Origin of the sequence: Mesorhizobium sp., assembly GCF_965229135.1 — a bacterium.
Lineage (GTDB): Bacteria > Pseudomonadota > Alphaproteobacteria > Rhizobiales > Rhizobiaceae > Mesorhizobium.
Window position 1 is genome coordinate 4114341 of sequence record NZ_OZ245860.1, and the last position, 26435, is coordinate 4140775.

29 protein-coding genes and 1 other RNA gene are annotated in these 26435 nt (G+C 62.3%); 20 read left to right on the forward strand and 10 right to left on the reverse strand.

Annotated features, from left to right (window positions below):
* Positions 1–25 precede the first annotated feature (25 nt).
* From livM to ACO07C_RS19585, 7 genes are all read left to right on the forward strand, one after another.
* Positions 26–1180, forward strand: coding sequence for a high-affinity branched-chain amino acid ABC transporter permease LivM (gene livM / locus ACO07C_RS19555; RefSeq protein WP_421917569.1), 1155 nt, complete (start codon positions 26–28; stop codon positions 1178–1180).
* On the forward strand, positions 1180–2655 hold the full coding sequence (locus ACO07C_RS19560) for an ATP-binding cassette domain-containing protein (RefSeq protein ID WP_421915806.1): 1476 nt from the start codon (positions 1180–1182) through the stop codon (positions 2653–2655). The genes livM and ACO07C_RS19560 overlap by 1 nt, the downstream gene beginning before the upstream one ends.
* A complete protein-coding gene (locus ACO07C_RS19565; protein WP_421917570.1) occupies positions 2655–3383 on the forward strand; it encodes an ABC transporter ATP-binding protein in 729 nt (242 codons plus the stop codon). The genes ACO07C_RS19560 and ACO07C_RS19565 overlap by 1 nt, the downstream gene beginning before the upstream one ends.
* A 111-nt stretch (positions 3384–3494) precedes the next feature.
* Positions 3495–3842 (forward strand): DUF6867 family protein, encoded by a 348-nt coding sequence (locus ACO07C_RS19570; protein WP_421915807.1) that lies wholly within the window; start codon positions 3495–3497, stop codon positions 3840–3842.
* 137 nt (positions 3843–3979) lie between these two features.
* The gene (locus ACO07C_RS19575; protein WP_421915808.1) at positions 3980–5095 is read left to right on the forward strand and encodes a branched-chain amino acid ABC transporter substrate-binding protein; all 1116 of its coding nucleotides are present in this window, start codon (positions 3980–3982) and stop codon (positions 5093–5095) included.
* Between the two features lie 341 nt (positions 5096–5436).
* Positions 5437–8895, forward strand: coding sequence for a pyruvate carboxylase (gene pyc, locus ACO07C_RS19580; RefSeq protein WP_421915809.1), 3459 nt, complete (start codon positions 5437–5439; stop codon positions 8893–8895).
* Between the two features lie 158 nt (positions 8896–9053).
* Positions 9054–9314 carry a DUF2312 domain-containing protein gene (locus tag ACO07C_RS19585; RefSeq protein ID WP_421915810.1) on the forward strand — a complete coding sequence of 87 codons (261 nt, stop codon included), beginning with the start codon at positions 9054–9056 and terminating at the stop codon, positions 9312–9314.
* 216 nt (positions 9315–9530) lie between these two features.
* Here ACO07C_RS19585 and tal read toward each other — a convergent pair whose 3' ends face one another.
* On the reverse strand, positions 9531–10496 hold the full coding sequence (tal, locus tag ACO07C_RS19590; protein WP_421915811.1) for a transaldolase: 966 nt from the start codon (positions 10494–10496) through the stop codon (positions 9531–9533).
* Positions 10497–10582: 86 nt separating this feature from the next.
* Here tal and ACO07C_RS19595 point away from each other — a divergent pair, with 86 nt between their 5' ends.
* Genes ACO07C_RS19595 through ACO07C_RS19605 form a run of 3 tightly spaced genes read left to right on the forward strand, consistent with a single transcriptional unit; the run spans position 10583 to position 11667 of the window.
* The gene (locus ACO07C_RS19595) at positions 10583–10909 is read left to right on the forward strand and encodes a hypothetical protein (RefSeq protein ID WP_421915812.1); all 327 of its coding nucleotides are present in this window, start codon (positions 10583–10585) and stop codon (positions 10907–10909) included.
* A 4-nt stretch (positions 10910–10913) separates the two neighbouring features.
* On the forward strand, positions 10914–11354 hold the full coding sequence (locus tag ACO07C_RS19600; RefSeq protein ID WP_421915813.1) for a hypothetical protein: 441 nt from the start codon (positions 10914–10916) through the stop codon (positions 11352–11354).
* A gap of 7 nt (positions 11355–11361) precedes the next feature.
* Entirely contained in the window at positions 11362–11667 is a 306-nt protein-coding gene (locus ACO07C_RS19605) for a hypothetical protein (protein WP_421915814.1), read from the forward strand.
* 91 nt (positions 11668–11758) lie between these two features.
* Here the strand turns inward: ACO07C_RS19605 and msrB are convergent, their stop codons facing one another.
* The 4 genes from msrB to ACO07C_RS19625 all read right to left on the reverse strand — a co-directional run bounded on the left by msrB (position 11759) and on the right by ACO07C_RS19625 (position 14841).
* Positions 11759–12163: a peptide-methionine (R)-S-oxide reductase MsrB gene (gene msrB / locus ACO07C_RS19610; RefSeq protein ID WP_421915815.1), complete on the reverse strand. Its 405-nt coding sequence runs from the start codon at positions 12161–12163 to the stop codon at positions 11759–11761.
* A gap of 103 nt (positions 12164–12266) precedes the next feature.
* The gene (locus ACO07C_RS19615; RefSeq protein WP_421915816.1) at positions 12267–13457 is read right to left on the reverse strand and encodes a vWA domain-containing protein; all 1191 of its coding nucleotides are present in this window, start codon (positions 13455–13457) and stop codon (positions 12267–12269) included.
* 7 nt (positions 13458–13464) lie between these two features.
* Positions 13465–13911, reverse strand: a complete 447-nt coding sequence (locus ACO07C_RS19620) for a GNAT family N-acetyltransferase (protein ID WP_421915817.1) — start codon at positions 13909–13911, stop codon at positions 13465–13467.
* A gap of 66 nt (positions 13912–13977) precedes the next feature.
* On the reverse strand, positions 13978–14841 hold the full coding sequence (locus ACO07C_RS19625; RefSeq protein ID WP_421915818.1) for a LysR family transcriptional regulator: 864 nt from the start codon (positions 14839–14841) through the stop codon (positions 13978–13980).
* A gap of 142 nt (positions 14842–14983) precedes the next feature.
* Here ACO07C_RS19625 and ACO07C_RS19630 point away from each other — a divergent pair, with 142 nt between their 5' ends.
* Positions 14984–16516, forward strand: a complete 1533-nt coding sequence (locus ACO07C_RS19630) for an MFS transporter (protein ID WP_421915819.1) — start codon at positions 14984–14986, stop codon at positions 16514–16516.
* Here the strand turns inward: ACO07C_RS19630 and ACO07C_RS19635 are convergent.
* Positions 16494–17333: an AAA family ATPase gene (locus ACO07C_RS19635; protein WP_421915821.1), complete on the reverse strand. Its 840-nt coding sequence runs from the start codon at positions 17331–17333 to the stop codon at positions 16494–16496. The genes ACO07C_RS19630 and ACO07C_RS19635 overlap by 23 nt on opposite strands.
* A gap of 139 nt (positions 17334–17472) precedes the next feature.
* Between ACO07C_RS19635 and ACO07C_RS19640 the strand changes: the two genes are divergently transcribed.
* From ACO07C_RS19640 to ACO07C_RS19670, 7 genes are all read left to right on the forward strand, one after another.
* A complete protein-coding gene (locus ACO07C_RS19640) occupies positions 17473–17898 on the forward strand; it encodes a DUF4345 domain-containing protein (protein ID WP_421915822.1) in 426 nt (141 codons plus the stop codon).
* 25 nt (positions 17899–17923) lie between these two features.
* Positions 17924–18079, forward strand: a non-coding RNA gene (gene ssrS / locus ACO07C_RS19645) — 6S RNA.
* A 98-nt stretch (positions 18080–18177) separates the two neighbouring features.
* The gene (locus ACO07C_RS19650; protein WP_421915823.1) at positions 18178–18765 is read left to right on the forward strand and encodes a 5-formyltetrahydrofolate cyclo-ligase; all 588 of its coding nucleotides are present in this window, start codon (positions 18178–18180) and stop codon (positions 18763–18765) included.
* 63 nt (positions 18766–18828) lie between these two features.
* On the forward strand, positions 18829–19653 hold the full coding sequence (locus ACO07C_RS19655) for a TIGR00282 family metallophosphoesterase (protein WP_421915824.1): 825 nt from the start codon (positions 18829–18831) through the stop codon (positions 19651–19653).
* Positions 19654–19731: 78 nt separating this feature from the next.
* Entirely contained in the window at positions 19732–20493 is a 762-nt protein-coding gene (locus tag ACO07C_RS19660) for a TerC family protein (protein WP_421915825.1), read from the forward strand.
* A gap of 437 nt (positions 20494–20930) precedes the next feature.
* Positions 20931–21680: a YebC/PmpR family DNA-binding transcriptional regulator gene (locus ACO07C_RS19665; protein ID WP_421915826.1), complete on the forward strand. Its 750-nt coding sequence runs from the start codon at positions 20931–20933 to the stop codon at positions 21678–21680.
* Complete coding sequence (locus tag ACO07C_RS19670) at positions 21677–22009, forward strand: SelT/SelW/SelH family protein (RefSeq protein ID WP_421915827.1); 333 nt, start codon at positions 21677–21679, stop codon at positions 22007–22009. Before ACO07C_RS19665 ends, ACO07C_RS19670 begins: the two co-directional genes overlap by 4 nt.
* An 8-nt stretch (positions 22010–22017) precedes the next feature.
* On the opposite strand, the gene ACO07C_RS19675 is transcribed toward ACO07C_RS19670, so the two are convergent.
* The gene (locus ACO07C_RS19675; protein ID WP_421915828.1) at positions 22018–22497 is read right to left on the reverse strand and encodes a DUF1772 domain-containing protein; all 480 of its coding nucleotides are present in this window, start codon (positions 22495–22497) and stop codon (positions 22018–22020) included.
* A gap of 1 nt (position 22498) precedes the next feature.
* Positions 22499–23332 carry an NAD(P)H-binding protein gene (locus ACO07C_RS19680; protein WP_421915829.1) on the reverse strand — a complete coding sequence of 278 codons (834 nt, stop codon included), beginning with the start codon at positions 23330–23332 and terminating at the stop codon, positions 22499–22501.
* A 113-nt stretch (positions 23333–23445) separates the two neighbouring features.
* Here ACO07C_RS19680 and ACO07C_RS19685 point away from each other — a divergent pair, with 113 nt between their 5' ends.
* A complete protein-coding gene (locus ACO07C_RS19685; RefSeq protein WP_421915830.1) occupies positions 23446–24087 on the forward strand; it encodes a TetR/AcrR family transcriptional regulator in 642 nt (213 codons plus the stop codon).
* Here ACO07C_RS19685 and ACO07C_RS19690 read toward each other — a convergent pair.
* A complete protein-coding gene (locus ACO07C_RS19690; protein ID WP_421915831.1) occupies positions 24065–25270 on the reverse strand; it encodes a helix-turn-helix domain-containing protein in 1206 nt (401 codons plus the stop codon). The genes ACO07C_RS19685 and ACO07C_RS19690 overlap by 23 nt on opposite strands.
* A gap of 51 nt (positions 25271–25321) precedes the next feature.
* Between ACO07C_RS19690 and ACO07C_RS19695 the strand changes: the two genes are divergently transcribed.
* Complete coding sequence (locus ACO07C_RS19695) at positions 25322–26029, forward strand: hypothetical protein (protein WP_421915832.1); 708 nt, start codon at positions 25322–25324, stop codon at positions 26027–26029.
* 52 nt (positions 26030–26081) lie between these two features.
* On the opposite strand, the gene rpmE is transcribed toward ACO07C_RS19695, so the two are convergent.
* Positions 26082–26303 carry a 50S ribosomal protein L31 gene (gene rpmE, locus ACO07C_RS19700; protein WP_421915833.1) on the reverse strand — a complete coding sequence of 74 codons (222 nt, stop codon included), beginning with the start codon at positions 26301–26303 and terminating at the stop codon, positions 26082–26084.
* Positions 26304–26435: the final 132 nt, after the last annotated feature.

Sequence of the window (26435 nt, forward strand, 5' to 3'; positions counted from 1 at the left end):
CCTGCGAGCGCTGGCGACCATCTACGTGATCGCCTCGGTGATCTTCTATTTCCGCGTATTCATCCATACCCATTTCTCGGCGCTGGGCATTGCCATGTTGGCGGCCTATCCGATCATCGTGGTTCTGGTGCTTGCCCTCTACAGCGGGTCGATGGCGGGCGGCTTCCAGGGATCGTTGAAGTGGGTGGACAATTTCGGCATCCAGATCCTGATCTATGTGATGCTTGCGTGGGGGTTGAACATCGTCGTCGGCCTCGCCGGTCTGCTGGACCTCGGCTATGTCGCGTTCTACGCCGTTGGCGCCTATGCCTACGCATTGCTCGGCACGCATTACGGCCTGTCGTTCTGGATACTGCTGCCGGCCGCCGGCGCGATGGCGGCTTTCTGGGGCGTGCTGCTGGGCTTTCCCGTGCTGCGCCTGCGCGGGGACTATCTTGCCATCGTGACGCTGGCCTTCGGCGAGATCATCCGGCTGGTGATCATCAACTGGCGTGAAGTGACCAACGGGTCGGCCGGCATCTCCGGTATCCCGAAAGTTTCCTTCTTCGGCCTGATGTCGTTCAATGTCTCGGATCCGAATTACATCGCCAAGGTGCTGAACATCGCGACGTCCAGCGCCTACTACAAGATCTTCCTCTACTACCTGATCCTCGGGCTCTGCCTGCTCACCGCCTTCGTCACCATCAGGCTGCGGCGCATGCCGGTCGGCCGTGCCTGGGAAGCGCTGCGCGAGGATGAGATCGCCTGCCGCTCGCTCGGCATCAACACCACCACCACCAAGCTGACGGCCTTTGCCACCGGCGCCATGTTCGGCGGCTTCGCCGGCTCGTTCTTCGCCGCGCGCCAAGGCTTCGTCAGCCCCGAATCCTTCGTCTTCCTCGAATCGGCGATCATCCTGGCCATCGTCGTGCTCGGCGGCATGGGCTCGCTGGTCGGCATCGCCGTCGCCGCCATGGTGATGATCGGCGGTACGGAAGCGCTGCGCGAACTCGACTTCCTCAAGCAGATATTCGGGCCGGACTTCACCCCGGAGCTCTACCGCATGCTGCTGTTCGGCATGGCCATGGTGATCGTCATGCTGTGGAAGCCGCGCGGCTTCGTCGGCAGTCGTGAACCAACCGCCTTCCTCAAGGAGCGAAGGGCTGTCTCCAGTTCCTTCACCAAGGAGGGCCACGGCTGATGAACGCGAGCTCGATTCAGGGAACCAATCCCGGCATGAATGACGCCATCCTGCAGGTCGATCATCTGTCGATGAAGTTCGGCGGCCTGGTCGCCATCGGCGACCTCTCCTTCACCGCAAAGCGCGGCGAGATAACCGCGCTGATCGGCCCCAATGGCGCCGGCAAGACCACCGTGTTCAACTGCATCACCGGCTTCTACAAGCCGTCGGAAGGCATGATCACGCTCAACCGCAGCGACGGCTCGACCTATCTGCTGGAGCGGCTGCCCAACCATGAGATCCCGGCGCGCGCCAAGGTGGCGCGCACCTTCCAGAACATCCGCCTGTTCTCGGGCATGACGCTGCTGGAGAACCTGCTGGTTGCCCAGCACAACAAGCTGATGAAGGCATCGGGCTACACGATCCTTGGCCTGTTCGGCTTCAGCGGCTACCGGAAGGCCTCGGCCGAGTCGATCGATCTTGCCAAGCACTGGCTGGAGAAGGCCGATCTCGTCGACCGCGCCGACGATCCAGCCGGCGACCTTCCCTATGGCGCGCAGCGGCGCCTCGAAATCGCTCGCGCCATGTGCACCGGGCCGGAGCTCCTTTGCCTCGACGAACCCGCGGCCGGCCTCAATCCGAAGGAATCCCTGGCGCTCAACACGCTGTTGATGGACATCAAGAAGACTTCCGGCACATCGATCCTGTTGATCGAGCATGACATGTCGGTGGTCATGCAGATCTCCGACCACGTCGTGGTGCTCGAATACGGTCGCAAGATATCCGACGGGAATCCGCAATCGGTGCGTACGGATCCGCGCGTCATCGCAGCCTATCTCGGCGTCGACGACGAAGAGGTCGAGACCGTGCTGACCGAAGTCGGCGACGAGGACGTCATCGAGCAACTCGACGCCGGCCCCGACGCCGCGCACGGTCCCGGGACGTCGTCCTCCTATCTCGCCGGGCCGGTGACCGACACCGTCGGCCACAGTTCGGGCGAGCGCGTTACGGTGTCCAAAGGCGCCTCGAAGGCGGCGCAGGTCGATGCGCGCACGGCGACCGTGGCAAGCAAGCCTGTCGCCGCGAAGCCCGCTTCGCCGGCCAAGGCGGCAGCAAAACCAGATGCGGCCAAGGCACCGGCGAAAGTCGCCGGCGTCTCCAATCGGCTCAAGGCCCCCCGCGATGGCAAGGCCGACAATCTCACCCGCATCAAGGGAATCGGGACGGTCAACGAGAAGAAGCTCAACGATCATGGCATCTTCCATTTCGACCAGATCGGCGCCTGGAAGAAGTCCGACGTCGAGGCCGCCGAAGCCTATCTCGCCTTCGATGGGCGCATCGCGCGCGAGGAATGGGTCAAGCAAGCCAAGCTTCTGGCAAGCGGCAAGGACACGGAGTTCTCGCGCCGGGTCGATGCGGGGAAAGTGTCGACAAGTCATGCGTCCGGAAAGGCGGCGGCCCCGCCGTCGGCAGGCAAGCGCGGAGGGCGTAAATGATGGCCGGCACAACGCTGCTCGACGTCAAAGGCGTCCAGACCTACTACGGCAACATCAGGGCGCTGAACGGCGTCGATGTCCACGTCGACCAGGGTGAGATCGTGGCGCTGATCGGCGCCAACGGCGCCGGCAAGTCGACCTTGATGATGACCATCTTCGGCGCTCCGCGCGCCCGTGCCGGCACCATCACATTCGCGGGCACCGACATCACCCAGATGCCGACGCATGAGATCGCGCGCATGCGCATCGCCCAGTCGCCGGAGGGACGGCGCATCTTCCCGCGCATGACGGTGATGGAAAACCTGCAGATGGGCGCCAGCCTCGACAACCTCAAGCACTATGACGAGGACGTCGAGAAGGTGTTCACCCTGTTTCCGCGTCTGAAGGAGCGCATCACCCAGCGCGGCGGCACGCTGTCGGGCGGGGAACAGCAGATGCTGTCGATCGGCCGCGCGCTGATGGCGCGGCCTAAGCTGCTTCTGCTCGACGAGCCGTCGCTTGGCCTCGCGCCGCTGATCGTGAAGCAGATCTTCGATGCCATCCGCGAACTGAACCGCACCCAGGGGCTGACCGTGTTCCTTGTCGAGCAGAACGCCTTCGGCGCGCTGAAGCTCGCGACGCGCGGCTATGTCATGGTCAACGGCAATGTGACGATGAGCGGTACCGGCAGGGAACTGCTCGCCAATCCAGAAGTGCGCGCCGCCTATCTCGAAGGCGGCCATCACTGAGTCTGGAGCGGGATTTGCATCCGGTATTCCGCTCCAATTTGTTTGTTTGTCGCATGACCATCGTCCGAAAAGTCCGCGACTTTTCGGGATCATGCTAAGGAGACATCAATCATGCAGGGCATTCTCTACGAGGAACCCTCGATCTGGCAGTTCTTCTTCGTCACCTGCCTGCTCGGCGGCTGGGCGGCATGGATGGCCGGCAAGGCCAGCGCCCAGACCTGGCGCAACTTCATACAGCTGTTCGTCTATATGCTCGGCCTCGGCATCGGCATCAGGTTCATCCATCATGCGCTGTTCGGCGGCACGATGTTCTCGCTCCACTATTATATAGTGGACACTATTGTACTGATGATCCTGGGCTTCGTCGGCTACCAATACACGCGTACCAACCAAATGGTCACACAGTATAACTGGCTCTATGAAAGAGCTTCGCTTTTGAGCTGGAAGCCGAAAGGTTGACGTTCATCATTAACGCCGTTTCGGGGATGAATCGGCGTGACAAGAGCCTGAAAATGGGCACACTATGCTTTCTGCGATAAGAGTGGGCATCGCATGAAAGCTTCATCCACGCCCACTCCGTTAATGGGAGCGTTTAAATGAAAAAGTCACTTTTGTCCGCCGTTGCACTGACCGCGCTTGTCGCGTTCGGTGGCAATGCGTGGGCTGACGTAATGTTCGGCGTTGCCGGTCCGATCACTGGTCCGAACGCGGCCTTCGGCGCACAGCTGCAGAAGGGCGCCGAGGCGGCTGTCGCCGCGATCAATGCCAAGGGCGGCATCAATGGCGAGCAGATCAAGCTCGAAGTCGGCGACGACGTGTCCGATCCGAAGCAGGGCATCTCGGTTGCCAACAAGTTCGTCGGCGACGGCGTCAAGTTCGTGATCGGCCACTTCAACTCGGGCGTGTCGATCCCGGCCTCGGAAGTCTACGCCGAAAACAACATCGTCGAAATCACGCCGGCCGCGACCAATCCGAAGTTCACCGAGCGTGGCCTGTGGAACGTGTTCCGCACCTGCGGACGCGACGACCAGCAGGGCGGCATCGCCGGCGCCTACATCGCCGCGAACTTCAAGGATGCCAAGGTTGCCGTGATCCACGACAAGACGCCTTATGGCCAGGGCCTCGCTGACGAAACCAAGAAGGCAATGAATGCCGCCGGCGTCACCGAAGTCATGTATGAAGGCGTCAATGTCGGCGACAAGGACTTCTCGGCACTGATCGCCAAGATGAAGGAAGCCGGCGTCACCCTGATCTACTGGGGCGGCCTGCACACCGAAGCCGGCCTGATCATCCGCCAGTCGGCGGACCAGGGCCTCAAGGCCAAGCTGATGTCGGGTGACGGCATCGTGACCGACGAACTTGCAGCGATCGCGGGCGACGCGGTCGCCGGCACGCTCAACACGTTCGGTCCCGACCCGCGCCTGATCCCGGCCAATAAGGAACTCGTCGAGAAGTTCCGCGCGCAGGGCTTTGAGCCGGAAGCCTATACGCTCTACGCCTATGCCGCCGTGCAGGTGGTCGCCGAGGCGGCAGCTGCCGCCAAGACGAACGATCCGCAGGCCGTTGCCAAGGCGATGCATGAAAACGGCCCGTTCCCGACCGTCCTGGGCGATCTTGCCTATGATGCCAAGGGCGATCCGAAGCTGCCGGGCTACATCATGTACGAGTGGAAGAAGAAGGACGACGGGAAGTATTCCTGGTTCCCGAAATAAGCTTCTCCGACAGGTCTGATATCGATGATGCCCGGCGCGTTGCGCCGGGCATTTTCTTTGTTGGCTCACGCTGCCACTGGCAGTTGCCGTGGCCCGCCGGCAACTGCGTCGCCGGAGGGCCGGCGCGTGGCGTTTTTCGACAGTCCTTGGCCGGCAAAATAGCGAGGCTGGGAATGCCAAATACAGCCTCGATGCCCAACTTTCGGACAGGCACGACGGGGTTCCGTGCGAAGAATCTATTTAAATCGATTTAACCCTGCGTCGATTTTGTTTGCACTGCAGCATTTTCACGCTAATCATTGCCCCGATTTCCCGTCCCTTCCGCTACTGGAGCCCTACCCTTGGCCATCACGAAGATTCTCGTCGCCAACCGGTCAGAAATCGCTATCCGCGTCTTTCGCGCGGCCAATGAGCTGGGGCTCAAAACCGTGGCGATCTGGGCGGAGGAAGACAAGTACTCGCTGCATCGCTTCAAGGCCGACGAGAGCTACCAAGTCGGGCGCGGGCCGCATCTGACCAAGGACATGGGCCCGATCGAAAGCTATCTGTCGATCGAGGAGGTGATCCGCGTCGCGCGGCTTTCGGGCGCCGATGCGATCCACCCTGGGTATGGGCTTCTGTCGGAAAGCCCCGAATTCGCCGATGCCTGCGCCGAGGCCGGCATCACCTTCATCGGGCCCAAGCCCGACACGATGCGCCGGCTCGGCAACAAGGTCGCGGCGCGCAACTTGGCCATTGAGGTCGGCGTGCCTGTCATTCCCGCCACCGATCCGCTGCCCGACGACATGGAGGCGGTCAAGACGCTGGCCAAGGAGATCGGCTATCCGGTGATGCTGAAGGCATCGTGGGGCGGCGGCGGACGCGGCATGCGCGCCATCCGCTCCGAGGCCGACCTCGCCCGGGAAGTGACGGAAGGCAAGCGCGAGGCGAAGGCCGCCTTCGGCAAGGACGAGGTCTATCTCGAAAAGCTGATCGAACGCGCCCGCCATGTCGAGGTCCAGGTTCTCGGCGATACACATGGCAATGCCGTACACCTGTTCGAACGCGACTGCTCGATCCAGCGCCGCAACCAGAAGGTCGTCGAGCGCGCGCCGGCGCCCTATCTCGAAATGACGCAGCGCGAGGAGCTTTGCGGCTACGCGCTGAAGATCGCGCGCGAGACCGCCTATATCGGCGCCGGAACGGTCGAGTTCCTGCAGGATGCCTACACCGGCAAGTTCTACTTCATCGAAGTCAATCCGCGCATCCAGGTCGAGCACACGGTCACCGAGCAGGTGACGGGCATCGACATCGTCAAAGCTCAGATCCATATCCTCGACGGCTTCGCCATCGGCACGCCGGAATCGGGCGTACCGGCGCAGAAGGACATCAGGCTGAACGGCCATGCCCTGCAGTGCCGCATCACCACCGAAGACCCCGAGCACAACTTCATCCCTGACTATGGCCGCATCACCGCCTATCGCGGCGCCACCGGCTTCGGCATCCGGCTGGATGGCGGTACCGCCTATTCCGGCGCCGTCATCACCCGCTTCTACGATCCGTTGCTGGAGAAGGTCACGGCCTGGGCGCCGACGCCGGCCGAGACCATCGCGCGCATGAACCGGGCGCTGCGCGAATTCCGTATCCGCGGCGTGGCCACCAACCTGACCTTCCTCGAAGCGATCATCAACCATCCGAGCTTCGCGGACAATTCCTACACGACCAAGTTCATCGACACGACGCCGGAACTGTTCCAGCAGGTCAAGCGTCAGGACCGCGCCACCAAGCTGCTCAACTACCTTGCCGACGTGTCGGTCAATGGTCATCCCGAGACGCGCGGCCGGCCGCGACCCAAGGCCGACGCGGCTGCACCCGTCGTGCCCTACCTCAACGGCAATGTGCCGGGCGGCTCCAAGCAGAAGTTCGACGTGCTCGGCCCGGAGAAATTCGCCGCGTGGATGCGCGAGCAGAAAGAGGTCCTTGTCACCGACACGACCATGCGCGACGGACACCAGTCGCTGCTGGCGACGCGCGTGCGCACGCATGACATAGCCGGCATTGCCGGCACCTATGCGCGTGCACTGCCGCAGCTTCTGTCCCTCGAGTGCTGGGGCGGCGCCACTTTCGATGTCGCCATGCGCTTCCTGACAGAGGATCCATGGGAGCGGCTGTCGCTGGTGCGCGAGGCGGCGCCCAACCTGCTGCTGCAGATGCTGCTGCGCGGCGCCAATGGCGTCGGCTACACCAACTATCCCGACAATGTGGTGCAGCATTTCGTCCGCCAGGCGGCTGCCGGCGGCATCGACCTGTTCCGGGTCTTCGACTGCCTGAACTGGGTCGAGAACATGCGTGTCGCCATGGATGCGGTGGGCGCCGAGGGCAAGCTGATCGAAGCGGCGATCTGCTACACCGGCGACATACTCGACCCGGCGCGCGCCAAATACGATCTCAAATATTATGTTGGCCTTGCCAGCGAATTGCAGGCCGCCGGCGCTCATATCATCGCGGTCAAGGACATGGCCGGGCTGCTGAAGCCCTCCGCGGCACGCGTGCTGTTCAAGGCACTGCGCGAGGCGACCGACCTGCCGATCCATTTCCATACCCACGACACCTCCGGCCTGTCGGCCGCGACCGTTCTGGCGGCCGTGGAGACCGGCGTCGACGCCATCGATGCGGCGATGGATTCCTTCTCCGGCAATACCTCGCAGCCTTGCCTGGGCTCGATCGTCGAGGCGCTCAGGGGCACGGATCGCGACCCCGGCCTCGACCCGCAATGGATCCGCAACATCTCCTTCTACTGGGAGGCGGTGCGCAACCAGTACGCGGCCTTCGAAAGCGACCTCAAGGGGCCGGCCTCGGAAGTCTACCTGCACGAAATGCCGGGCGGCCAGTTCACAAATCTCAAGGAACAGGCGCGTTCGCTCGGGCTCGAGACGCGCTGGCACGAGGTGGCGCAGACCTATCATGACGTCAACCTGATGTTTGGCGACATAGTCAAGGTGACGCCGTCGTCCAAGGTTGTCGGCGACATGGCCCTGATGATGGTGAGCCAGGACCTGACGGTCGCGGATGTCGAGAACCCCGACAAGGATATCGCCTTCCCGGACTCGGTCGTGTCGATGCTGCGCGGCGATCTCGGCCAGTCGCCGGGCGGCTGGCCGAAGGCGCTGCAGCAGAAGGCGCTCAAGGGCGAAAAGCCGATCATCGTCCGACCCGGCTCGCTGCTGAAGCCGGCCGATCTGGAGGCGAGCCGCAAGGAGATCGAGGAAAAGCTCGAGCGCAAGCTCAGCGAGTTCGAATTCGCTTCGTGGCTGATGTATCCGAAGGTATTTTCGGACTTCGCCGGCGCGCAGGAAAATTACGGGCCGGTCAGCGTGCTGCCGACCCCGACCTATTTCTACGGCATGAAGCCCGAGGACGAAATCTTCGTCGACATCGAAAAGGGCAAGACGCTGGTCGTGCGGTGCCTCGCCATCGGCGATGTCGACGACAAGGGCATGGTCACCGTGTTCTTCGAGCTCAACGGCCAGCCCCGCCGCATCAAGGTTCCGGATCGCACGCATGGCGCCGCCGCGTCCAAGGCACGCCGCAAGGCGGAACCGGGCAACGAGGCCCATGTCGGCGCGCCGATGCCCGGTGTCGTCTCGGCACTCTCCGTTGCCGCCGGCCAGGCGGTGAAGGCAGGCGACGTGCTGCTTTCCATTGAGGCGATGAAGATGGAAACGGCGTTGCATGCCGAGCGCGACGGCACGATCGCCGAGGTGCTGGTCAAGGCTGGCGACCAGATCGACGCCAAGGATCTGCTGATCGCCTTCGGGTGAGGGAAGGCCCTTGTCCGGGTTGGGCTGTCGGTGTTTGGCGGCAGCCCCTCATATCGTATCGATAACAGCTTGACCCACCGCCCCCGGTCGGGCATTCGAACCCGCTGAAAAAGGCGCCGGATACCCCCGAGTCGCGACAGACAGATGTGGAGAAAAACATGGCCGATGACATTACAGAGACCAGCCAGACTGTTGCCGCCGGCCAGTTGCGCGCTTTCATCGAGCGCATAGAGCGGCTCGAGGAAGAGAAGAAAACCATCTCCGAGGACATCAAGGAAGTGTTCGCCGAGGCCAAGGGCACCGGTTTCGACACCAAGGCGATGCGCACCATCATCCGGCTGCGCAAGAAGGACCAGGCCGAGCGGCAGGAAGAGGATGCCATTCTCGACCTCTACATGGCCGCGCTCGGCATGACCTGATCGAATCCGAAACACTGGATTTCATGGCCGCCCCGTACCGGGCGGCCATTTCTATTCGCGCCCCAGCCACAAGGGCACCGGGGGCGTCCGCCGCCACGCAATCCCGGGCGGAAACTCGGAGCGGTCCGGCGTTTCCGTGAAACGACGAACCGCTCCCTTTCTCTGTCTTGAGGCAATTCCGGGTGGAGCCGCCTCACATTTATCCCGGAATTGATCTCAAGCGGCCGCGAGTTCGAGCTGCTTTTGAACCATGCCGCGCAGGGCCTGCAGATCCTTGGCGAATGCCCGGATGCCTTCGGCCAGTTTCTCGGTCGCCATGGCGTCCTCGTTCATCATCCAGCGGAATGTCTTCTCGTCCATGGCGATCTTCGGATCGGGTTTCCTGGAATCCGGCGAGAGTTTTGGTACCAGCGTGCCCTCGTCTTTCGAGAGTTCGTCGAGCAGTGCCGGTGCAATCGTCAGCCGGTCGCAGCCGGCAAGGGCCTCGATCTCTCCGACATTGCGGAACGAGGCGCCCATGACCACCGTCTTGATGCCGTTGACCTTGTAGTAGTTGTAGATCTCGCGGACCGACAGGACACCCGGATCCTCCTCTGCGCCGAACTCCTTGCCCGTCGACTTCTTGTACCAGTCGAGGATACGGCCAACGAAGGGCGAAATCAGAAAGGCGCCGGCATCGGCGCAGGCAACGGCCTGTGCCTTCGAGAACAGCAGCGTCAGATTGCAGTCGATGCCTTCCTTCTGCAGCACTTCCGCGGCTCGGATGCCTTCCCAGGTGGACGCAAGCTTGATGAGGATGCGGTCGTGCTCGATGCCGCGTTGCTTGTAGGCGGCGATGATGCCGTGCGCCTTGGCGATCGATGCCTGCGTGTCGAAGGAGAGATCGGCGTCCACCTCCGTGGAAACCCTGCCGGGAACAAGCTTGACCAGCGCTGCCCCTACTGAAATAGCCAGCCGGTCGGCCACCGCCGCCGCCACGGCCTGATTGTTGCCCGCCTGTTTCCTGCCCCAGGCGACGGCCTCTTTCACATCATCGGCAAACATCGGCGTGCCCAGCGCCTTGAGCACGATGGTCGGATTGGTGGTGCAATCGACCGGTTTGAGGCGGGCGACGGCTTCGATATCACCGGTATCGGCCACGACCGTGGTAATCTTGCGCAGTTGATCAAGTTTGGATGTCATCGTCACGAAATCCCTTTCCTGGGCCTCACACGGGCCGATCCTGTTTATATGGCCAAGCCGTTCTCGTCGAACTTGTGGATGGGAATATGATATCTCCCGATCAGGCCGACCACCACCGGATTTCCTCGGCATCGGCCGATGCACCCGTTTTTCTCACGATCCGAAGACGCTCGCGGCCGATCATGATGGCTGGCATGAATGCCCTTGCGCGCGTCTCATCGGAGCAACTCAAAGAACAAAAGAGCTTTCCGCGCCTTGAACGGCCCGTCGGCTTTCTCGACATACCTACCGGAATTCTCTTCCGTGCGGCGCGGGCGCTGGCTTCACGCTATCGCGTTATTTTCGTATCCAACAAGTCAATGCGCGGTGCTGTCGGAATGCCGCGGGCAAAGGGCTCTCTGCCAAATGATTGAGGTCATGAGCGAGTTCGACTTCGGTGCCCGCCGCGCCTCTGAATTCCGCCATCGCGGCTTCTGGTCGCTGTTCGTCGATCGGCATCCTGAAGAAAAAGCCCGGCTGGCGCGGCGTGGACCCTGGTTCTGGCAGCGCGGGCTGTCAGACTTGTCGCTGGTCATTTCCATGTATGTCGCGCCGGCGCAGAACCATGTCGGCGTCTTCTTCGGACGCAACGAAAAGTTCGGCGCCACGGAAAGCTGGACGCGATTGAAACCCTTCCAGCCGGCGATCGAGGACAGGCTGAAGCTCGGTCCCGGACAAAGTGCGGGGGGGCTCGGCATCAATTCGCTATGGCGGGTGAACTGCTTTGCCGAGGACAACTGGCCGGCGATGGCCGACTGGCTGGTCACCGAAGCCTCAAGGGTCGAGCGCGCGGTGACAGAGGTTCTGGGGCAGGGATAGATCGTCGGTGTTGCCCATCAAATCCTTCTTCAGCCTGCGCTGGCAAGGCGGCGTGCCGCTCGACCGGCTGTTCTGGCGTGACCTTGTCCTTGTCGGTACCGCGATAAGCTTCACGTCGTCGGCGGTGGCGCTTGTCCTGCTTGGTCTCAAGATGCCGCTCGCCGCCGTGCTGGCGGTGCATTTCGCGCCGGTGCCCTATAATCTGTTCCTGACCCTGGCGGTCTGGCGAACCGCCGAAAGATTCCCCGGCGCCAGGGCCTGGATGATGACGCTGGGCGCCTCGTTGTGGCTGCTGCTGACGATCGTGGTCTAAGGCCGTTCTGGCGGCATTGCGGGAGTGTGCCGGCTCCAAACATGAAAGGGCGGCCGAAGCCGCCCTCCACGTCAAACAATCACATCGCTGTTCAAGCCGCCGGCTCGAATTTGAGCGCCACGCCGTTGATGCAGTAGCGCAGGCCGGTCGGCGGCGGACCATCCTCGAAGACATGACCGAGATGGCTGCCGCAGCGCGCGCAGTGGCACTCGGTGCGGACCATGCCGTAGCTGCGGTCGATCGTGTTCTCGACCGAACCGGGCACGGGGTCGTTGAAACTCGGCCAGCCGGTGCCGCTCTCGAATTTCAGCTTGGATTCAAACAGCGGCTGGTCGCAGCCGACGCAGGAAAATGTGCCGGCGCGCTTCTCGTAGAGCAATGCGCAGCTTCCCGGACGCTCGGTGCCATGGCCGCGCATGACAGCGTATTGTTCCGGCGTCAGCTTGGCGCGCCATTCGGCGTCGGTGCGGGTGACGGGATAGGTGTGGGTGTCCATTTGATCTCCTCGGCCTTGCCGGCTCGTTATTGGTTGCAGCCTCATATTCGCATCAACATAGGCATTTGTTACAGGTTCGCCCAGCGGCGGGTCTTCGACAAGCTCAATGTTTCCTCGAAAGCTGCTTCGTCGCGCCTTCCATCCCGGCGAGCGTCAGCGGGAACATGCGGCCGCCGAAGATGTCGCGGATCATGGCGATCGAATGGGTGTAGCCCCAATTTTTCTGGTTTTCAGGGTTCAGCCACACCGCGTTCGGCCATTGCCGCAGCAGGCGGCCGAGCCAGACTGCGCCGGCTTCAGGATTCCAATGTTCCACGGAGCCGCCGGGAAGGGCGATCTCGTAAGGGCTCATCGAAGCGTCGCCGACGACGATGACCTTGTAGTCCGGTCCATACTTGTGGAGGAGGTCGAAGGTCGGGATGACCTCGGCATGGCGGCGGCGATTGTCCTTCCACACGCCTTCGTAGAGGCAGTTATGGAAGTAGAAATATTCGAGCTGGCGGAATTCGGCGCGAGCCGCCGAGAACAATTCCTCGACGCTTTTTATGTGGTCGTCCATCGAACCGCCGACATCGAAGAACATCAAGAGCTTCACCGCGTTGCGCCGTTCGGGCCGCGTCCGCACGTCGAGATAGCCATGCTCGGCGGTGGCGTGGATGGTGCCGGGCAGGTCGAACTCTTCCTCCGCACCCTCTCGCACCCAGCGGCGCAGGCGCTTCAGCGCGATCTTGATGTTGCGGGAGCCGAGTTCGACGGCGTCGTCGAAATTCCTGAACTCGCGCTTGTCCCAGACTTTCACCGCACGGCGGTTGCGGCTCTCGTGCTGGCCGATGCGCACGCCTTCGGGATTGTAGCCATAGGCGCCAAAGGACGAGGTGCCGCCGGTGCCGATCCATTTCGAGCCGCCCTGATGGCGGCCCTTCTGCTCTTCGAGCCGCTGCTTCAGGGTTTCCATCAGCTTTTCGAAACCGCCGAGCGCCTCTACCAGCTTTTTCTCTTCATCGGTCAGGTGCTTTTCGGCGAGACGGCGCAGCCACTCCTCGGGAATATCGGCGACATCAACCGCATCGAGCCCGTTCAAGGCCTCGATGCCCTTGAAGACATGCGCGAACACCTGGTCGAAACGGTCGATATGGCGCTCGTCCTTTACCAGCGCGGCACGAGCGAGATAGTAGAAACCCTCGACGTCGTAATCGACCAGCCCCGCTTCCAACCCCTCCAGCAGCGACAGATATTCCCGCAGCGAGACGGGAACGCGCGCGGCTTTCAGTTCGAGGAAGAACGGGATGAACATGATCTATCTATAGCAGATCATACTCGATGAAGCCCGTGCGCCGCGCCACACGGTCGTAGAGCTTGCGCGCGGTCGCATTGGTCTCGTGCGTCATCCAATAGACGTTGTTGACGCCGATCGTGGCGGCCACTTCCTTCACCGCCTTGATCAGCGCCGCACCAATGCCCTTGCCGCGTACTTCCGGGTCGGCGAACAGGTCTTGCAGATAGCAGTTGTTCTTCTCGGACCAGCCGGAGCGATGGTAGAGATAATGGGTCAGGCCGACAGCCTTGCCGTCGAGCGTGGCGATGAAACCCTTGGGCTCGAATTCGCCTTCCGAAAACAGCCGCTTCCAGGTGGTCTTGTAGACCTCTTCCGGCAGCTTGGTCTCGTAGAAGGTGAGGTAGTCTGTCCATAGCCGCCGCCAGTCGGCGTGGTCGGACTGTGCAAGCGGGCGGACGGTAATTTCAGTCATTTCATTTCCCTCTGAAGTCTAAGGCCCGATCCATCCGGCAGAATCAGGGATCGGCGGCATCTCACCCTATCCTGCCGGCAAATCATACTCGCGAAAAGCGGTCGTCAGCATGTGCAGGGCCTCGCTGGCGCGGGGCGCCAAGGCATGCGAATGCAGGATGATCTCGGAGGGGGGAATGGGCGGCAGGCCGAGTTTGCGACCGACTTCGACGAGGCCGGGAGGAACGACACGACGGGCGAGGGCGGAAACGGCGAAGCCGGCCGACACGGCGATGTTGACGGCCGCGCCGCCGCCGCCGACGAAGGCCTCATTCCAGGCGATGCCCGCTTTGTCCAACGCATCGACCGCGCGCAGGCGGTCCGGGCAGTTGCATACGGTGCTGAGAAGCGCCAGCCGCAGAGGCGTTTCGGGTCGCCATTCGAAGGCGGGGGCGGCGAACCAACCATAATGGGTGCGCGACAAGGTCTTGCCGCGGCGGCTGCCGTCTTCCCGGTGCACGATAACCGCATCGAGTTCGCCGCGATCGAAAGCTTCCTCCAGCAACGAACTGGTGTCGATCCTGACATTGAGCGCCAGCGAGGGATCATGGGCATGAAGCTGGGCTATCAGTGTGGACAGTTCCGGTCCCGCGACATGGTCGACAAAACCGAGGGCGAGCCGACACGACGCCGCCGAGAATTCCGTCATGGCGCGTTCGTGGGAGGCCAGGAATTCGCGTGCCGCGGGAAGGAAAACGGCTCCCCTCGCCGACAGGGCCACGCGGCGTGGGGTTCGTTCGATCAGGCGCGCGCCGAGCTTCTCCTCCAGGCGGCGCAGCTTGACGCTGATCGTCGCCTGGGTGCTTCCCAGCGCGGCAGCCGCACGGGTGAAGCTCTGCAGATCGGCCACCATCACGAAGATGCGTACGGCGTCGACATCAAGGCTCGTCATCTCGATTATTCCGTTTTGTCATCTCTGAAATAGAGATGCATCGTCTTTTTTCATGGTCAAGCCTCGTCTATCTCATCTCGACCGCGGTTTGAAGAGCGCCGCCCCAGCCTCTTTCCGATTACGCCGATAGAAAGTGATGGATATGATTTTTCAAGTCGACCGGAACACCGTTGCGCTTGTGGGCGTCTGCCTTGCCTCTCTGTTGTTCGGCCTCGAAATCTCCAGCGTGCCGGTCATCCTTCCGAAGCTGGAAAGCGTGTTCGCGGCCGACTTCAAGGACCTGCAATGGATCATGAACGCCTATACCATTGCCTGTACCACGGTGCTGATGGCGACTGGGACACTGGCCGATCGTTTCGGCCGCAAACGGGTGATGGTGATCACCACGATCGCCTTTGGAGTTGCGTCCCTGTTGTGCGGCCTGGCACCGGACGCCCCGCTGTTGATCGTCGCGCGTTTCCTGCAAGGCCTTGCGGGCGGGGCGATGTTCACCTGCAGTATCGCCGTGCTGTCCCACCAGTTTCAGGACGGCAACGCGCGAGGCAGGGCATTCGTTGCCTGGAGCGTCGTCTCGGGCATCGGGCTTGGCTTCGGTCCCGCCATCGGTGGGATGATCGTCGCGCTGTCCAGCTGGCAGTGGGTCTTCCTCATCCATGTGCCGCTGGCGATCCTGGCGCTCGTCTTCATATGCGCGGGCGTCACCGAATCGCGCGACGCCAACGCCCAGCTGCTCGATCGGGTCGGCATCCTGACACTCTCCTTCGCGGTGTTCGGCTTCTCCTACCTGATCACGCAAGGAGCTGAGCTCGGCTCGGGCGCCCGCATCGGCGTAACCATCGCGGCCGTGCTGGCTTTCATCGCGTTTCTCGTTGCGGAGAAGACCAGCGCCTATCCGATGTTCGATTTCTCCGTGTTCCGCATCCGCCAGTTTTCGGGAGCGATCATGGGCGGCATCGGCATGAATTTCAGCTACTGGCCGTTCATCATCTATCTGCCGATCTATTTCTCGGGCGTCCTCGGCTACGACAGCACCATGACGGGCCTGTTGCTGCTCGCCTATACGCTGCCCTTCATGCTGATGCCGGCGATCGCCGAGCGCATCCGTGCGCGCTACCAGGCACGTGTCGCGATCCCGCTGGGGTTGCTGACATTGGGGATCGGCTTCATCGCCATGAGGATAGGCTCCGGGCTCGAGGGGGCCAACTGGTTGACCATGCTGCCGGGCACGCTGATCGCCGGGGTCGGCATCGGCCTGACCAACTCACCGACCACCAACACAACGACAGGTTCAGTGTCGGCTGATCGCGCCGGCATGGCCTCGGGCATCGATATCAGCGCACGCCTGATCACGCTGGCCATCAACATCGCGGTCCTGGGCCTGCTGTTGACGCAGGGAATTGTTTCTTATCTACGGACCGCTCTTGGCACAGCCCTCGACGCGAATGAACTTCGTGCGCTGGCGGAAAGGATCGCCGCCGGAAATCTCGATGGCCTTTCGCAAGCCTCCCCCAAGCTCGCGACCCTCGACCCCTCCGGCGCCGTCGTTCACGCCGCCCTGGTCAACGGCTTTGGCTGGGTCATGCTCTATTGCGGTGTCGGCGTTCTCGCGCTTGCCGCCATCAGCTTCATGATCTTCGGCGTCAGAGGCCGGGTCACCCCGGCCTTCGCGCCATGAACGCCAGGCGCTCGAACAGATGGACATCCTGTTCGTTCTTCAGCAGTGCGCCGTGCAGTTTGGGCAGCGCGTTCTTGGGGTCTGCGCGCAAATCCTCCGGAGCGATGTCGTCGGCGACCAGAAGGCGTATCCAGTCGAGCGCCTCGGAGGTCGACGGCTTCTTCTTCAGCCCTGGAACATCGCGGATCTCATAGAACTGGGTGAGTGCCGCCCGCACCAGGTTCTGCTTGATGCCGGGATAGTGGACGTCGACGATCTTGTGCAGCGTGTCGACATCGGGAAAGCGGATGTAGTGGAAGAAGCAGCGGCGCAGGAAGGCGTCCGGAAGTTCCTTCTCGTTGTTGGAGGTGATGATGACGATCGGCCGCACTGTCGCACGGATCGTCTCGCCGGTCTCGTAGACGAAGAACTCCATCCGATCGAGTTCCTGGAGCAGGTCGTTGGGGAACTCGATGTCGGCCTTGTCGATCTCGTCGATCAGGAGCACGACCTTCCTGCCGGCCGCGAATGCTTCCCACAATTTGCCGCGCTTGATATAGTTCCGGATGTCGTTGAAGCGGTCGTCGCCGAGTTGGCTGTCGCGCAGCCGCGAGACCGCGTCATATTCGTAGAGGCCCTGCTGCGCCCTGGTGGTTGATTTCACGTGCCATTCGATCAGGTCGAGGCCAAGTGCCGCCGCCACTTGCCTGGCGAGTTCCGTCTTGCCGGTGCCGGGCTCGCCCTTGACCAGCAACGGCCGCTCCAGCGCGATCGCCGCGTTGACGGCCACCATCAGATCCTTGTCGGCGACGTAGGCCGCCGTGCCTTCGAAACGCATAGTTGCTCCTCGGTTCGTTGCAACGACCGTACGGAGACGAGTTGGCCCGCGCAAGGCACCGTCGTGATGCGGCGATGAAACCTCACGGTGCAATCTCCGTTTCTATGTCAGGTCCAATGCCGGACCCAGGGCGGTGGCGGTGAAGCAAACAACATTCGGCAAGATGGAGTTGCAGGTGGTCGTCGGGATACTGGCCGCGACTCCGGTGCTGGTCGGGCTCGAAGGCATCCTTTCGGGGCCAGATTTCCTGAATGTAACGGCACCTTGGCCGGTCGACCTGGACAGCCATTTCCGCTTCCTGTCGGGCTTCTTCCTCGCCGTCGGCATTGCCTGGTACACCTGTATTCCCGGCATCGAGACCAGGACCGAGCGGTTTCGTCTGTTGGCGGCCTGTACCTTCACCGGCGGGCTGGCGCGGCTGCTTTCTCTGCTCACCGCCGGTCGACCGTCGGTTGGACACATGGCCGGGCTTTGCGTCGAGTTGCTGGCGGTCCCGGCTCTGGTCTGGTGGCAAGGGCGTGTCGCGAATAAAGCCGCGGAGAATGCGCGTGCATCTGGTCTATAGCTGGCAACACGCCTATATTGGCTGTGACGGTCTGCGCTTCCCGGCAGGAGAACATTTTCCCCGGGGCCTTAACGATCCTTAGGGAGCTGTCCCTGGGAAGACCCGTGGGTTTTCTCACACGGCGCCCACCTACTTTGTAGGTTCCCGGGATCGCTCTCTCCACCGGTCGTGTGGATCGTCACTCAACGCCAAGGATCTACATACACTTTGGTGGACGATGCGGTGGAAGACGTCGCTTCTGCAACGCCATCGCCATCCGAGCTTTCCTACCGTAGCCGCATGACTTCTCCCCGAGACCTAAAAAAGTACCTGCGCAAGGAAGCACTCGGCCGCCGCGACGCGCTCGATGAATTCTGGCGGGTGGAGGCGGCGCTCGAAATGGCCGACACGGCGCGCGACCGGCTGGCGATCGAGCCGGGCCAGATCGTCTCCGGTTTCTGGCCGATGCGCTCGGAAGTCGATGTCAGGCCGCTGATGTTCGCCCTTCGCGAGCAAGGCGCGCGGCTCTGCCTGCCGGCGATCCTCGACAAGACCACCATCGTCTTTCGCGAACTGGTTCGCGGCGCACCCATGGTCGATATGGGCTTTGGCACTGTCGGACCCCATGCTGAAGCCGAGGTTCTTGATCCTTCGGTCATGCTGGTGCCGCTGGCCGCCTTCGACGCCCGTGGCCACCGCATCGGCTATGGCGCCGGCTATTATGACCGCGCGATCGCCAAGCTTGTGGACAAGGGGCATGCCCCCCGGCTGATCGGCATCGCATTCGACTGCCAGGAAGTTCCGTTGGTTCCGGACGAACCGCATGACGTGGTCATTCCGGAAATACTGACAGAGAGCGGGTTGCGCCGGTTCACGCCGGAACTGTAGATAGTTCTTTGAAACGCATGATCTTTGCCGAAAAGTCATGCAACTTTTCGGGATCAGGCGTAGATGAGACTTCTCTTCCTCGGCGATATGGTCGGCAAGACGGGACGGACAGCGGTTTGGGAACAGCTGCCTGGCCTGATCTCCGACTTCAAACTCGACTTCGTCATCGTCAACGGCGAGAACGCCGCCGGCGGTTTCGGCATTACCGAAGAGATCTTTCGCGAAACGATCGCGGCCGGCGCCGATGTCGTGACCACCGGCAACCATGTCTGGGACCAGCGCGACGCACTGGCGTTCGCGCCGCGCGAGGAACGGTTCCTGCGTCCCTCCAATTTTCCGAAGGGCACCCCCGGGCGCGGGTCCGGCGTCTATATCGCCAAGAACGGCGCGCGCGTGCTGGTCGCCAACATCATGGGCCGGGTGTTCATGCATCCCGAACTCGACGATCCATTCCAGGCCGGTGAGCGTGATCTCGCGGCCTGTCCGCTCGGCGAGCAGGCGGATGCGGTGGTCATCGATTTCCACGCCGAGGCCACCTCGGAGAAGATGTGCTTCGCGCATTTCGTCGATGGCCGCGCCAGTCTCGTCGTCGGCACCCATACCCATCAGCCGACCGGCGATCACCAGATCCTCAACGGCGGCACCGGCTACATGTCGGACGCCGGCATGTGCGGCGATTACGATTCTTCGCTCGGCATGGACAAGGAGGAGCCGCTCAACCGTTTCCTGTCGAAAGTGCCGAAAGGGCGTTTCGAGGCGGCGACCGGACCGGCGACATTGTGCGGTGTCGGTGTCGATATTTCCGACCGCACGGGACTGACCGAGAGGATCGCGCCGTTTCGTCGCGGCCCGCGGCTGGAAGAAACCGCGCCTTCCTTCTGGTCATGACATTGATATAGGCGTGCGTAGTACCTAATTGCCGGCGACATCTGCTTCAGATCGTTACAAGAGGGGACGACGACCTCCATGCAGCCTATCGAATTTCTGGCGCCTTACTTTGCCTTTGTCCATGACCCGACCGCGTGGATTGCACTGCTGACCCTGGTGGTGCTGGAGATTGTGCTCGGCATCGACAATCTGATCTTCATCTCGATACTGACCAACAAGTTGCCTGAAGCGCAAAGGGCCCGTGCCAGACGCCTCGGCATTTCGGCGGCGTTGATCATGCGGCTTGTGCTGCTGGCCACCATCTCGATCATCGTGCAACTGACCACGCCGGTGTTCAATGCGTTCGGCCACGGCTTTTCGTGGCGTGATCTGATCCTGATCGCCGGCGGCCTGTTCCTGGTCTGGAAGGCGACCAAGGAAATACATCACACCGTCGATCCGCAGGATCACCAGGACACGATGCTGGGCGGGACCCTCAAGATCAGCCTCGCCGGCGCGATCTTCCAGATCCTGCTGCTCGATCTCGTCTTCTCGATCGATTCGATCATCACCGCCGTCGGCATGACCGATGAGATTGCCATCATGTACATCGCGGTGATCGTGGCCGTCACGGTGATGATGCTGGCGGCCGGACCGCTTGCCGAGTTCATCGCCAAGAACCCCAGCATCGTCATGCTGGCGCTCGGCTTCCTTTTGATGATCGGTATGACGCTGATCGCCGACGGCATGGGTTACCATGTGCCCAAGGGCTACATCTACGCGGCGATGGGATTCTCGGCGCTGGTCGAAGGCCTCAATATGCTGGCGCGGCGGCGAAAGAGGTCCGGCGGCGGGCATTGATCCCTGGCCTGCGAAGCGAGGCGCGGGCTTGTGATTGAATTGTCCTGGTTCAAGCACCATGTCGGAGGCGGCGGTTACCAGACAGAAATCAATCGCGTGCTTCGCCATCATGTGGTCGAACAGGAAAAGCGGCGCCGCTGAGCCGCTCCAGTTCACTGTAGTAATCCTTCGGGTGACAGGCCGGGCGGGCGAACGGTCGCATCGATAATATCGGCGCGGCGTGAGCGGCCCCGACAGCACGTATCGTGCGTCAGGTATACGGCGCGGCTGGACGAATTGAGCCGATTTATCTATAAGCCGGCCATTCCGAAACAGAACGCCGTACGTTCATCAGGACGCACCAGGGACGTTCTTGCGTTTTAATTCGAGCCTTTCTGCATATGCCGGGCGATGGCGCTCGGCCGCAGGATGCTCTAGCCGAACACGACAGGGGTGCCATGGCTGGCCATTCACAGTTCAAGAACATCATGCACCGCAAGGGCCGCCAGGACGCGGTGCGGTCGAAAATGTTTTCCAAGCTGGCGCGCGAAATCACCGTCGCCGCCAAGAGCGGGACGCCGGACCCGTCGATGAACCCGCGCCTGCGCCTTGCCGTGCAGAACGCCAAGGCCGTGTCGATGCCGAAGGACAACATCCAGCGCGCCATCAACAAGGCCTCGATGGGCGATGCCGAGAACTATGAAGCTGTTCGCTATGAGGGCTATGGTCCGGGCGGCGTCGCCGTCATCGTCGAGGCGTTGACCGACAACCGCAACCGCTCGGCGTCGAATGTGCGCGCGGCCTTCACCAAGGCCGGCGGGGCGATGGGCGAAACCGGCTCGGTGTCCTTCATGTGGGACCGTGTCGGCGAGATCTACTATCCTGCCTCCGCCGGCAGCGCCGACAAGGTCATGGAGGCGGCGATCGAAGCCGGCGCCGACGACGTGGAGTCCGACGAGGAAGGCCACACGATCTATTGCGCCTTCGAGAATCTCGGCGAGGTGTCGAAGGCACTGGAAGGGGCGCTCGGTGAAGCTGAGTCGGTGAAGCTGATCTGGAAGCCGCAGACCAATATCGCTGTCGATGAGGAGCGTGCGCAGTCGCTGATGAAGCTGGTCGCCACGCTCGAGGATGACGACGACGTCCAGAGCGTCTACGCCAATTTCGAAGTTGACGAAGAGACCTTGGCGAAGCTCAGCGCCGCATGATCGAAAAGCCCCTGCCTGCCATCCGCATCACCTATTGCACGCAGTGCCAGTGGCTGTTGCGTGCCGGCTGGATGGCGCAGGAACTGCTGTCGACCTTCGGCACCGATCTGGGCGAGGTTACGCTGGTGCCTGGCACCGGCGGCATCTTCACCATCAGCTGCAACGACACCTTGATCTGGGACCGCAAGCGCGACGGCGGTTTTCCGGAAGCCGCCAAGCTCAAGCAACTGGTCCGCGATGTGATCGATCCAGACCGGGACCTCGGTCATTCCGATCGCAAGGGACATAAAGCCAAGGACCCTGCCCGAGGCGGCATCCCTGGTCTTTGAAACTTTCGTTACCGCCGGGCAGCGATGAAGCAGGCCAGCGAGGCTATCCCGGCGATAGTGCGGACGTGGTTCCACATCACCCATTCGTCGAGATATCGCGACCACAGGCTGGCGCCGTTGGCGCTTGCCGGATCGACGGTGGCCAAAGCATCGTTGAGCGGCACGTTGAAGACGATCGTCACCAGCACGATGCCAACCAGATAGATCAGCCCGCCGGCAACCAGCCAGAGCGAACCGGATTGACCCCAACCCATCACGGCGCCGATGCCAACAGCAAGGCACACAAGTGCCGTGCCGAACAAAGCCGTCATGAACAGTGGCGTCACGGCGGCGACATTGATGGAGTTCATCGCCGTGATGCCGCCAGCGGCCGGCATGCGGGCAAGGCCCGGCATGACGAAGCTGGAGAAGGCGAAGAAGACGCCGGCAACGACGCCCGAGCCGAGCGCGGCGACGAAGGTGAGGGCGGGAAGAAGCTTCGAGATCATCTCAATTGCTCCAGACGCCGGTCGCGGCGGTCTCGTTGGCGTAGGCGTTGAAATCCTTTGGCGGACGGCCAAGAACGCGCTGGACGCCGTCCGTGATGGACTCATTGCGGCCGTCGAGCACTTCGGTGAACAACTCTTTGAGCAGCCAGGTGAATTCGGGCGGCAGGTCATGCGCCGCCACGGCGGCGGTGAACTCATCATGCGAAATCGTGACAAAACGGATGTCGCGCCCGGCCGCCTTGCCGATCTCGGCGACCGCGTCGGCGAAGCTCATCAAGCGCGGTCCCGTCAGCTCATAGAGCTGGCCGGCATGGCCTTGCTCGGTCAGCACGGCGAAGGCGGCGTCGGCGATGTCGTCGGCGTCGACAAACGGCTCGCCGACACCGCCGACGGGGAGTGCGACCGCGCCTTCCAGCAAGGATTCGACGAGAAAGCCCTCGCTGAAATTCTGCGAGAACCAGGCGCAACGCAGGATGGTCCAGTCGGCGCCCGAGGCCTTCAGCATCTCTTCGGCGCGTTGCGCTTCCGGTTCGCCGCGGCCCGACAGCAGCACCAGCCTGGTGATTCCATTGGCCACCGCGAGACTGGCAAAGGCGCCGATGGCTTCGGCGGCACCCGGCACGGCCAGGTCGGGATAGTAGCTGATGTAGACGGCGCCCACGCCATCAAGGGCCGGCGCCCAGGTCGTGGCGTCACCCCAGTCGAAGGCGGGATTGGTGGAACGCGAGCCTATCCGGACCGGCAGGTCGCGTGCGGTCAGGCGCTCGGCAAGGCGGCGGCCGGTCTTGCCGGTGCCGCCCAGGATCAGAATCGGTTTCGATGCCGTGTCGTTCATGCTGATTTTCCTCTGTCTAAAAACATGAGCAATGCTCACATTTGCAAAACGTGATAAACCCTCGTATTTCTGGAGTCAAGCCGGATCGCCGGCAAATGTGTCGGGAGACGATCATGGAAGGCAGTTCCTCCTCGGGCGCGCAGGACGGACAGGTCGCATCGCCACGACGGACGCCCAGCCAGCAACGCAGCCGCGAACGGGTCGAACGCATGCTGGCGGCGGCGTCAACGCTGATAGCCGAGCAGGGCAGCGACGCCATGCGCATGGGCGAGGTGGCGGAAAGGGCCGGCGTATCGATCGGCTCGCTCTACCAGTTCTTCCCGGACAAAAGGGCGATCGTCTGGGCGCTCGCCGAACGTTATACGGCCGAAAGTCAGGCCTGCATTGCCGCCGCGCTGAAGGACGTCACCGATGCCGAAGGTCTGCGGAAGGCGTTTTCAGAGCTGGTGGATATCTATTACGGCCTGTTCCTGGCGGAGCCGGTGATGCGCGACATCTGGTCGGGCACGCAGGCCGACAAGGCGCTGCGCGAGCTTGAATTGGCTGATAGCCGGGCGAATGCTGAATTCCTTGTCGCGGTGCTGAAGCGCTTGCGTCCCGACGCCGATCCCATCGCGCTCGAGACAACCGCGTTTCTCGTGTGGCAGATGGGCGAGGCCGCCATAAGGCTCGCGATCTCGGTGGAGCGGCAAGAGGGAGACAGGCTGGTCGCCGCCTACAAGCGCATGGCGCTCAGGGAACTCGCCGGCGCCTGACCGGCGCCGCACGGTTCTGTCTCCCGTCCGAAAAGGCCGACATCGCGGCGCCGGGCGGCCGGCGCTCAAGCCGCCAGGCCTTCGGACTGAGACCGGTGATGCGCAGGAACTCACGATTGAAGTTCGATTTGCTGAGGAAGCCGGCTTCGAACATGATCCGGGTGATGGGTTCGTCCGTCGTCGCCAGCAGCCGGCGTGCCTCGTCGATCCGCTGGTTGTTTACATATTGCGACACGCTTGATCCGTGGATGCGATTGATCGCCGACGACACTTGCCTTGCCGGCAGGCCGAGCCGCCTGGCGATGCGCCCGAGGTTGAGATCGACGTCCTTGTAGAGCTCTTTCGATCGCATCAGTGCGTCGACGGCCGCTGCGATCGCGAAATCTTCACTGGTTGCCCGTGGCGTGGTCTGCGACCCATCCACTTCCTCTTCGTCCGAAGCCGCGGTTTCGCTGGCAACGGCGGCAGCTCCGCCGAGCAGCAGCAGCGCCAGCACGTTGCCGCCGGCGATCACCGCGCCGGAATGAACGCTGCCGGTCCATTGCATGTCAAAACCGATGATGATGTCGGTGACCGGCGACGCCAGGATCGCCAGCGCCGTCACCCATAGCGACCGATAGGATCGCAAGACGCCATCGAGGCGTGATTCGACAAGGACGTTCGGACCGGCCAGGGCAAGCCAAAGAAGCGTAAGCCCATAAGACAGATACACGAGGATGATCACAGGCCCGACCGGATCGCGCCAGAAGATCAGCAGCAAGGCAACCAGGCAGGCCGGCAGCAGATGCGGCCACAGCCGTGCCAGGCGATGCTCCGACGGTTCCTTCGTAAGGCCGCTGAAGGCGATCCAGGCAAGCGGCGCGATCAAGGTCGCCAGCACCGACTGCACGGGCATCATTGCCCTGACATCATAACCCCAGCGGATGCCGATCAGCACCGATTGCAAGGCATAGGCCGCCATCAGCAGCATGAAGGCGATGTTCTCGCGCAGATCGGCCTCGTTCCGGCGGATCATCCCCACGAGCAGGATGACGAGCAGGAGGGCAACGACGAACGGCAGGGGAATGAAGATCATGATCGCAAGCGTGGTTCCAAGGCTGGCAGCGACCGACAATGACCTGGATTGCGTTGACGGTCGTCCCGGATCGCGATCGAGGTCGCGGAAATCGACGTCCCGGATCATTCCTGCAACGCAACGGTCCAGCGGGACCGCCATACATGATCGGAGATAATGATGAAATCCGCAATTCTCGCCGTGCTGTCATTCGGCAGCGTAGCGCTTGCGTCCCCGGCAAGCGGGACCGCCGCCAAGACACTCGATCTCGCCGGCGTGAGCGCCGTCGTCATATCAGGCGAAGCCAGTTCCGTCAGCCTCACAACGTCGGCCTCGGCACCTTACCGGGCGACGATCGGCAGCCGCCGCGATGGCTGGTTCGCGCGCTGGTATTCGAGCTGGTTCGCCAATGAGTGCAGCCTTGCCAGCGATATGAAGCTGGAGGGCTCGACATTGCGTATCGACGTTGCCCCGTCCTCATGGCTGGATCCGTCCGACTGCAGGGTCGAGATAAACGCCAATATCCAGCCCGAAAGTTCGGTGTCCATCGACCAAGCGGCGCTGCAGGCCAACATGGCGGGGAATTTCTCCACCATCGCCATAACCAGCAAGGCGGCCGATGTTTCGCTGAACGGGCATGCCTCGGCTGTCGACCTCAAAGGCGATGCGCTGAAAGCCAATCTCGCCTTTGGCAGCATCAGGCAGGACGAAAGCATCGCCATCACCGGCAGGGCGCTGGATGCCACGCTGTCCTTCGGGCAGGGAGTTGCGATCAGCTACTCGGTGGCGGCGTCGGCATCCTCCGTCGACAGCTCGCTTCCCGACACTCCCGGGGCCAAGCCCTCGGTCATCATCAAGGGTGACTTTGTCCGTGCCACCATTCGCTGAACAAAAAACCCGCCACAAGGGCGGGTTTTTGATTCTTGAAATCTTGGACGGCTTAGATGCCGAAGCCTTCGAAGCGCTTCTTGAACTTCGACAGACGGCCACCGCGGTCGAGCAGCGTCTGCTGGCCGCCGGTCCAGGCCGGATGGGTGGTCGGGTCGATATCGAGGTTCATCGTATCGCCTTCCTTGCCCCAGGTCGAACGGGTCATGTATTCGGTGCCGTCGGTCATGACGACCTTGATGGTGTGGTAGTCGGGATGGATAGCGGTCTTCATGGTTCGGTTCCTGGCTTTCGGCGCGGCTGACGGGCATAAGCCTGCGTCGATGCGCCCCTTTTTAAAATTCGAAGCCGCAGCTATTGAGGAGCCACGGCTTCTAAAACGGTCGGCGAGCCTATACATCAGCCG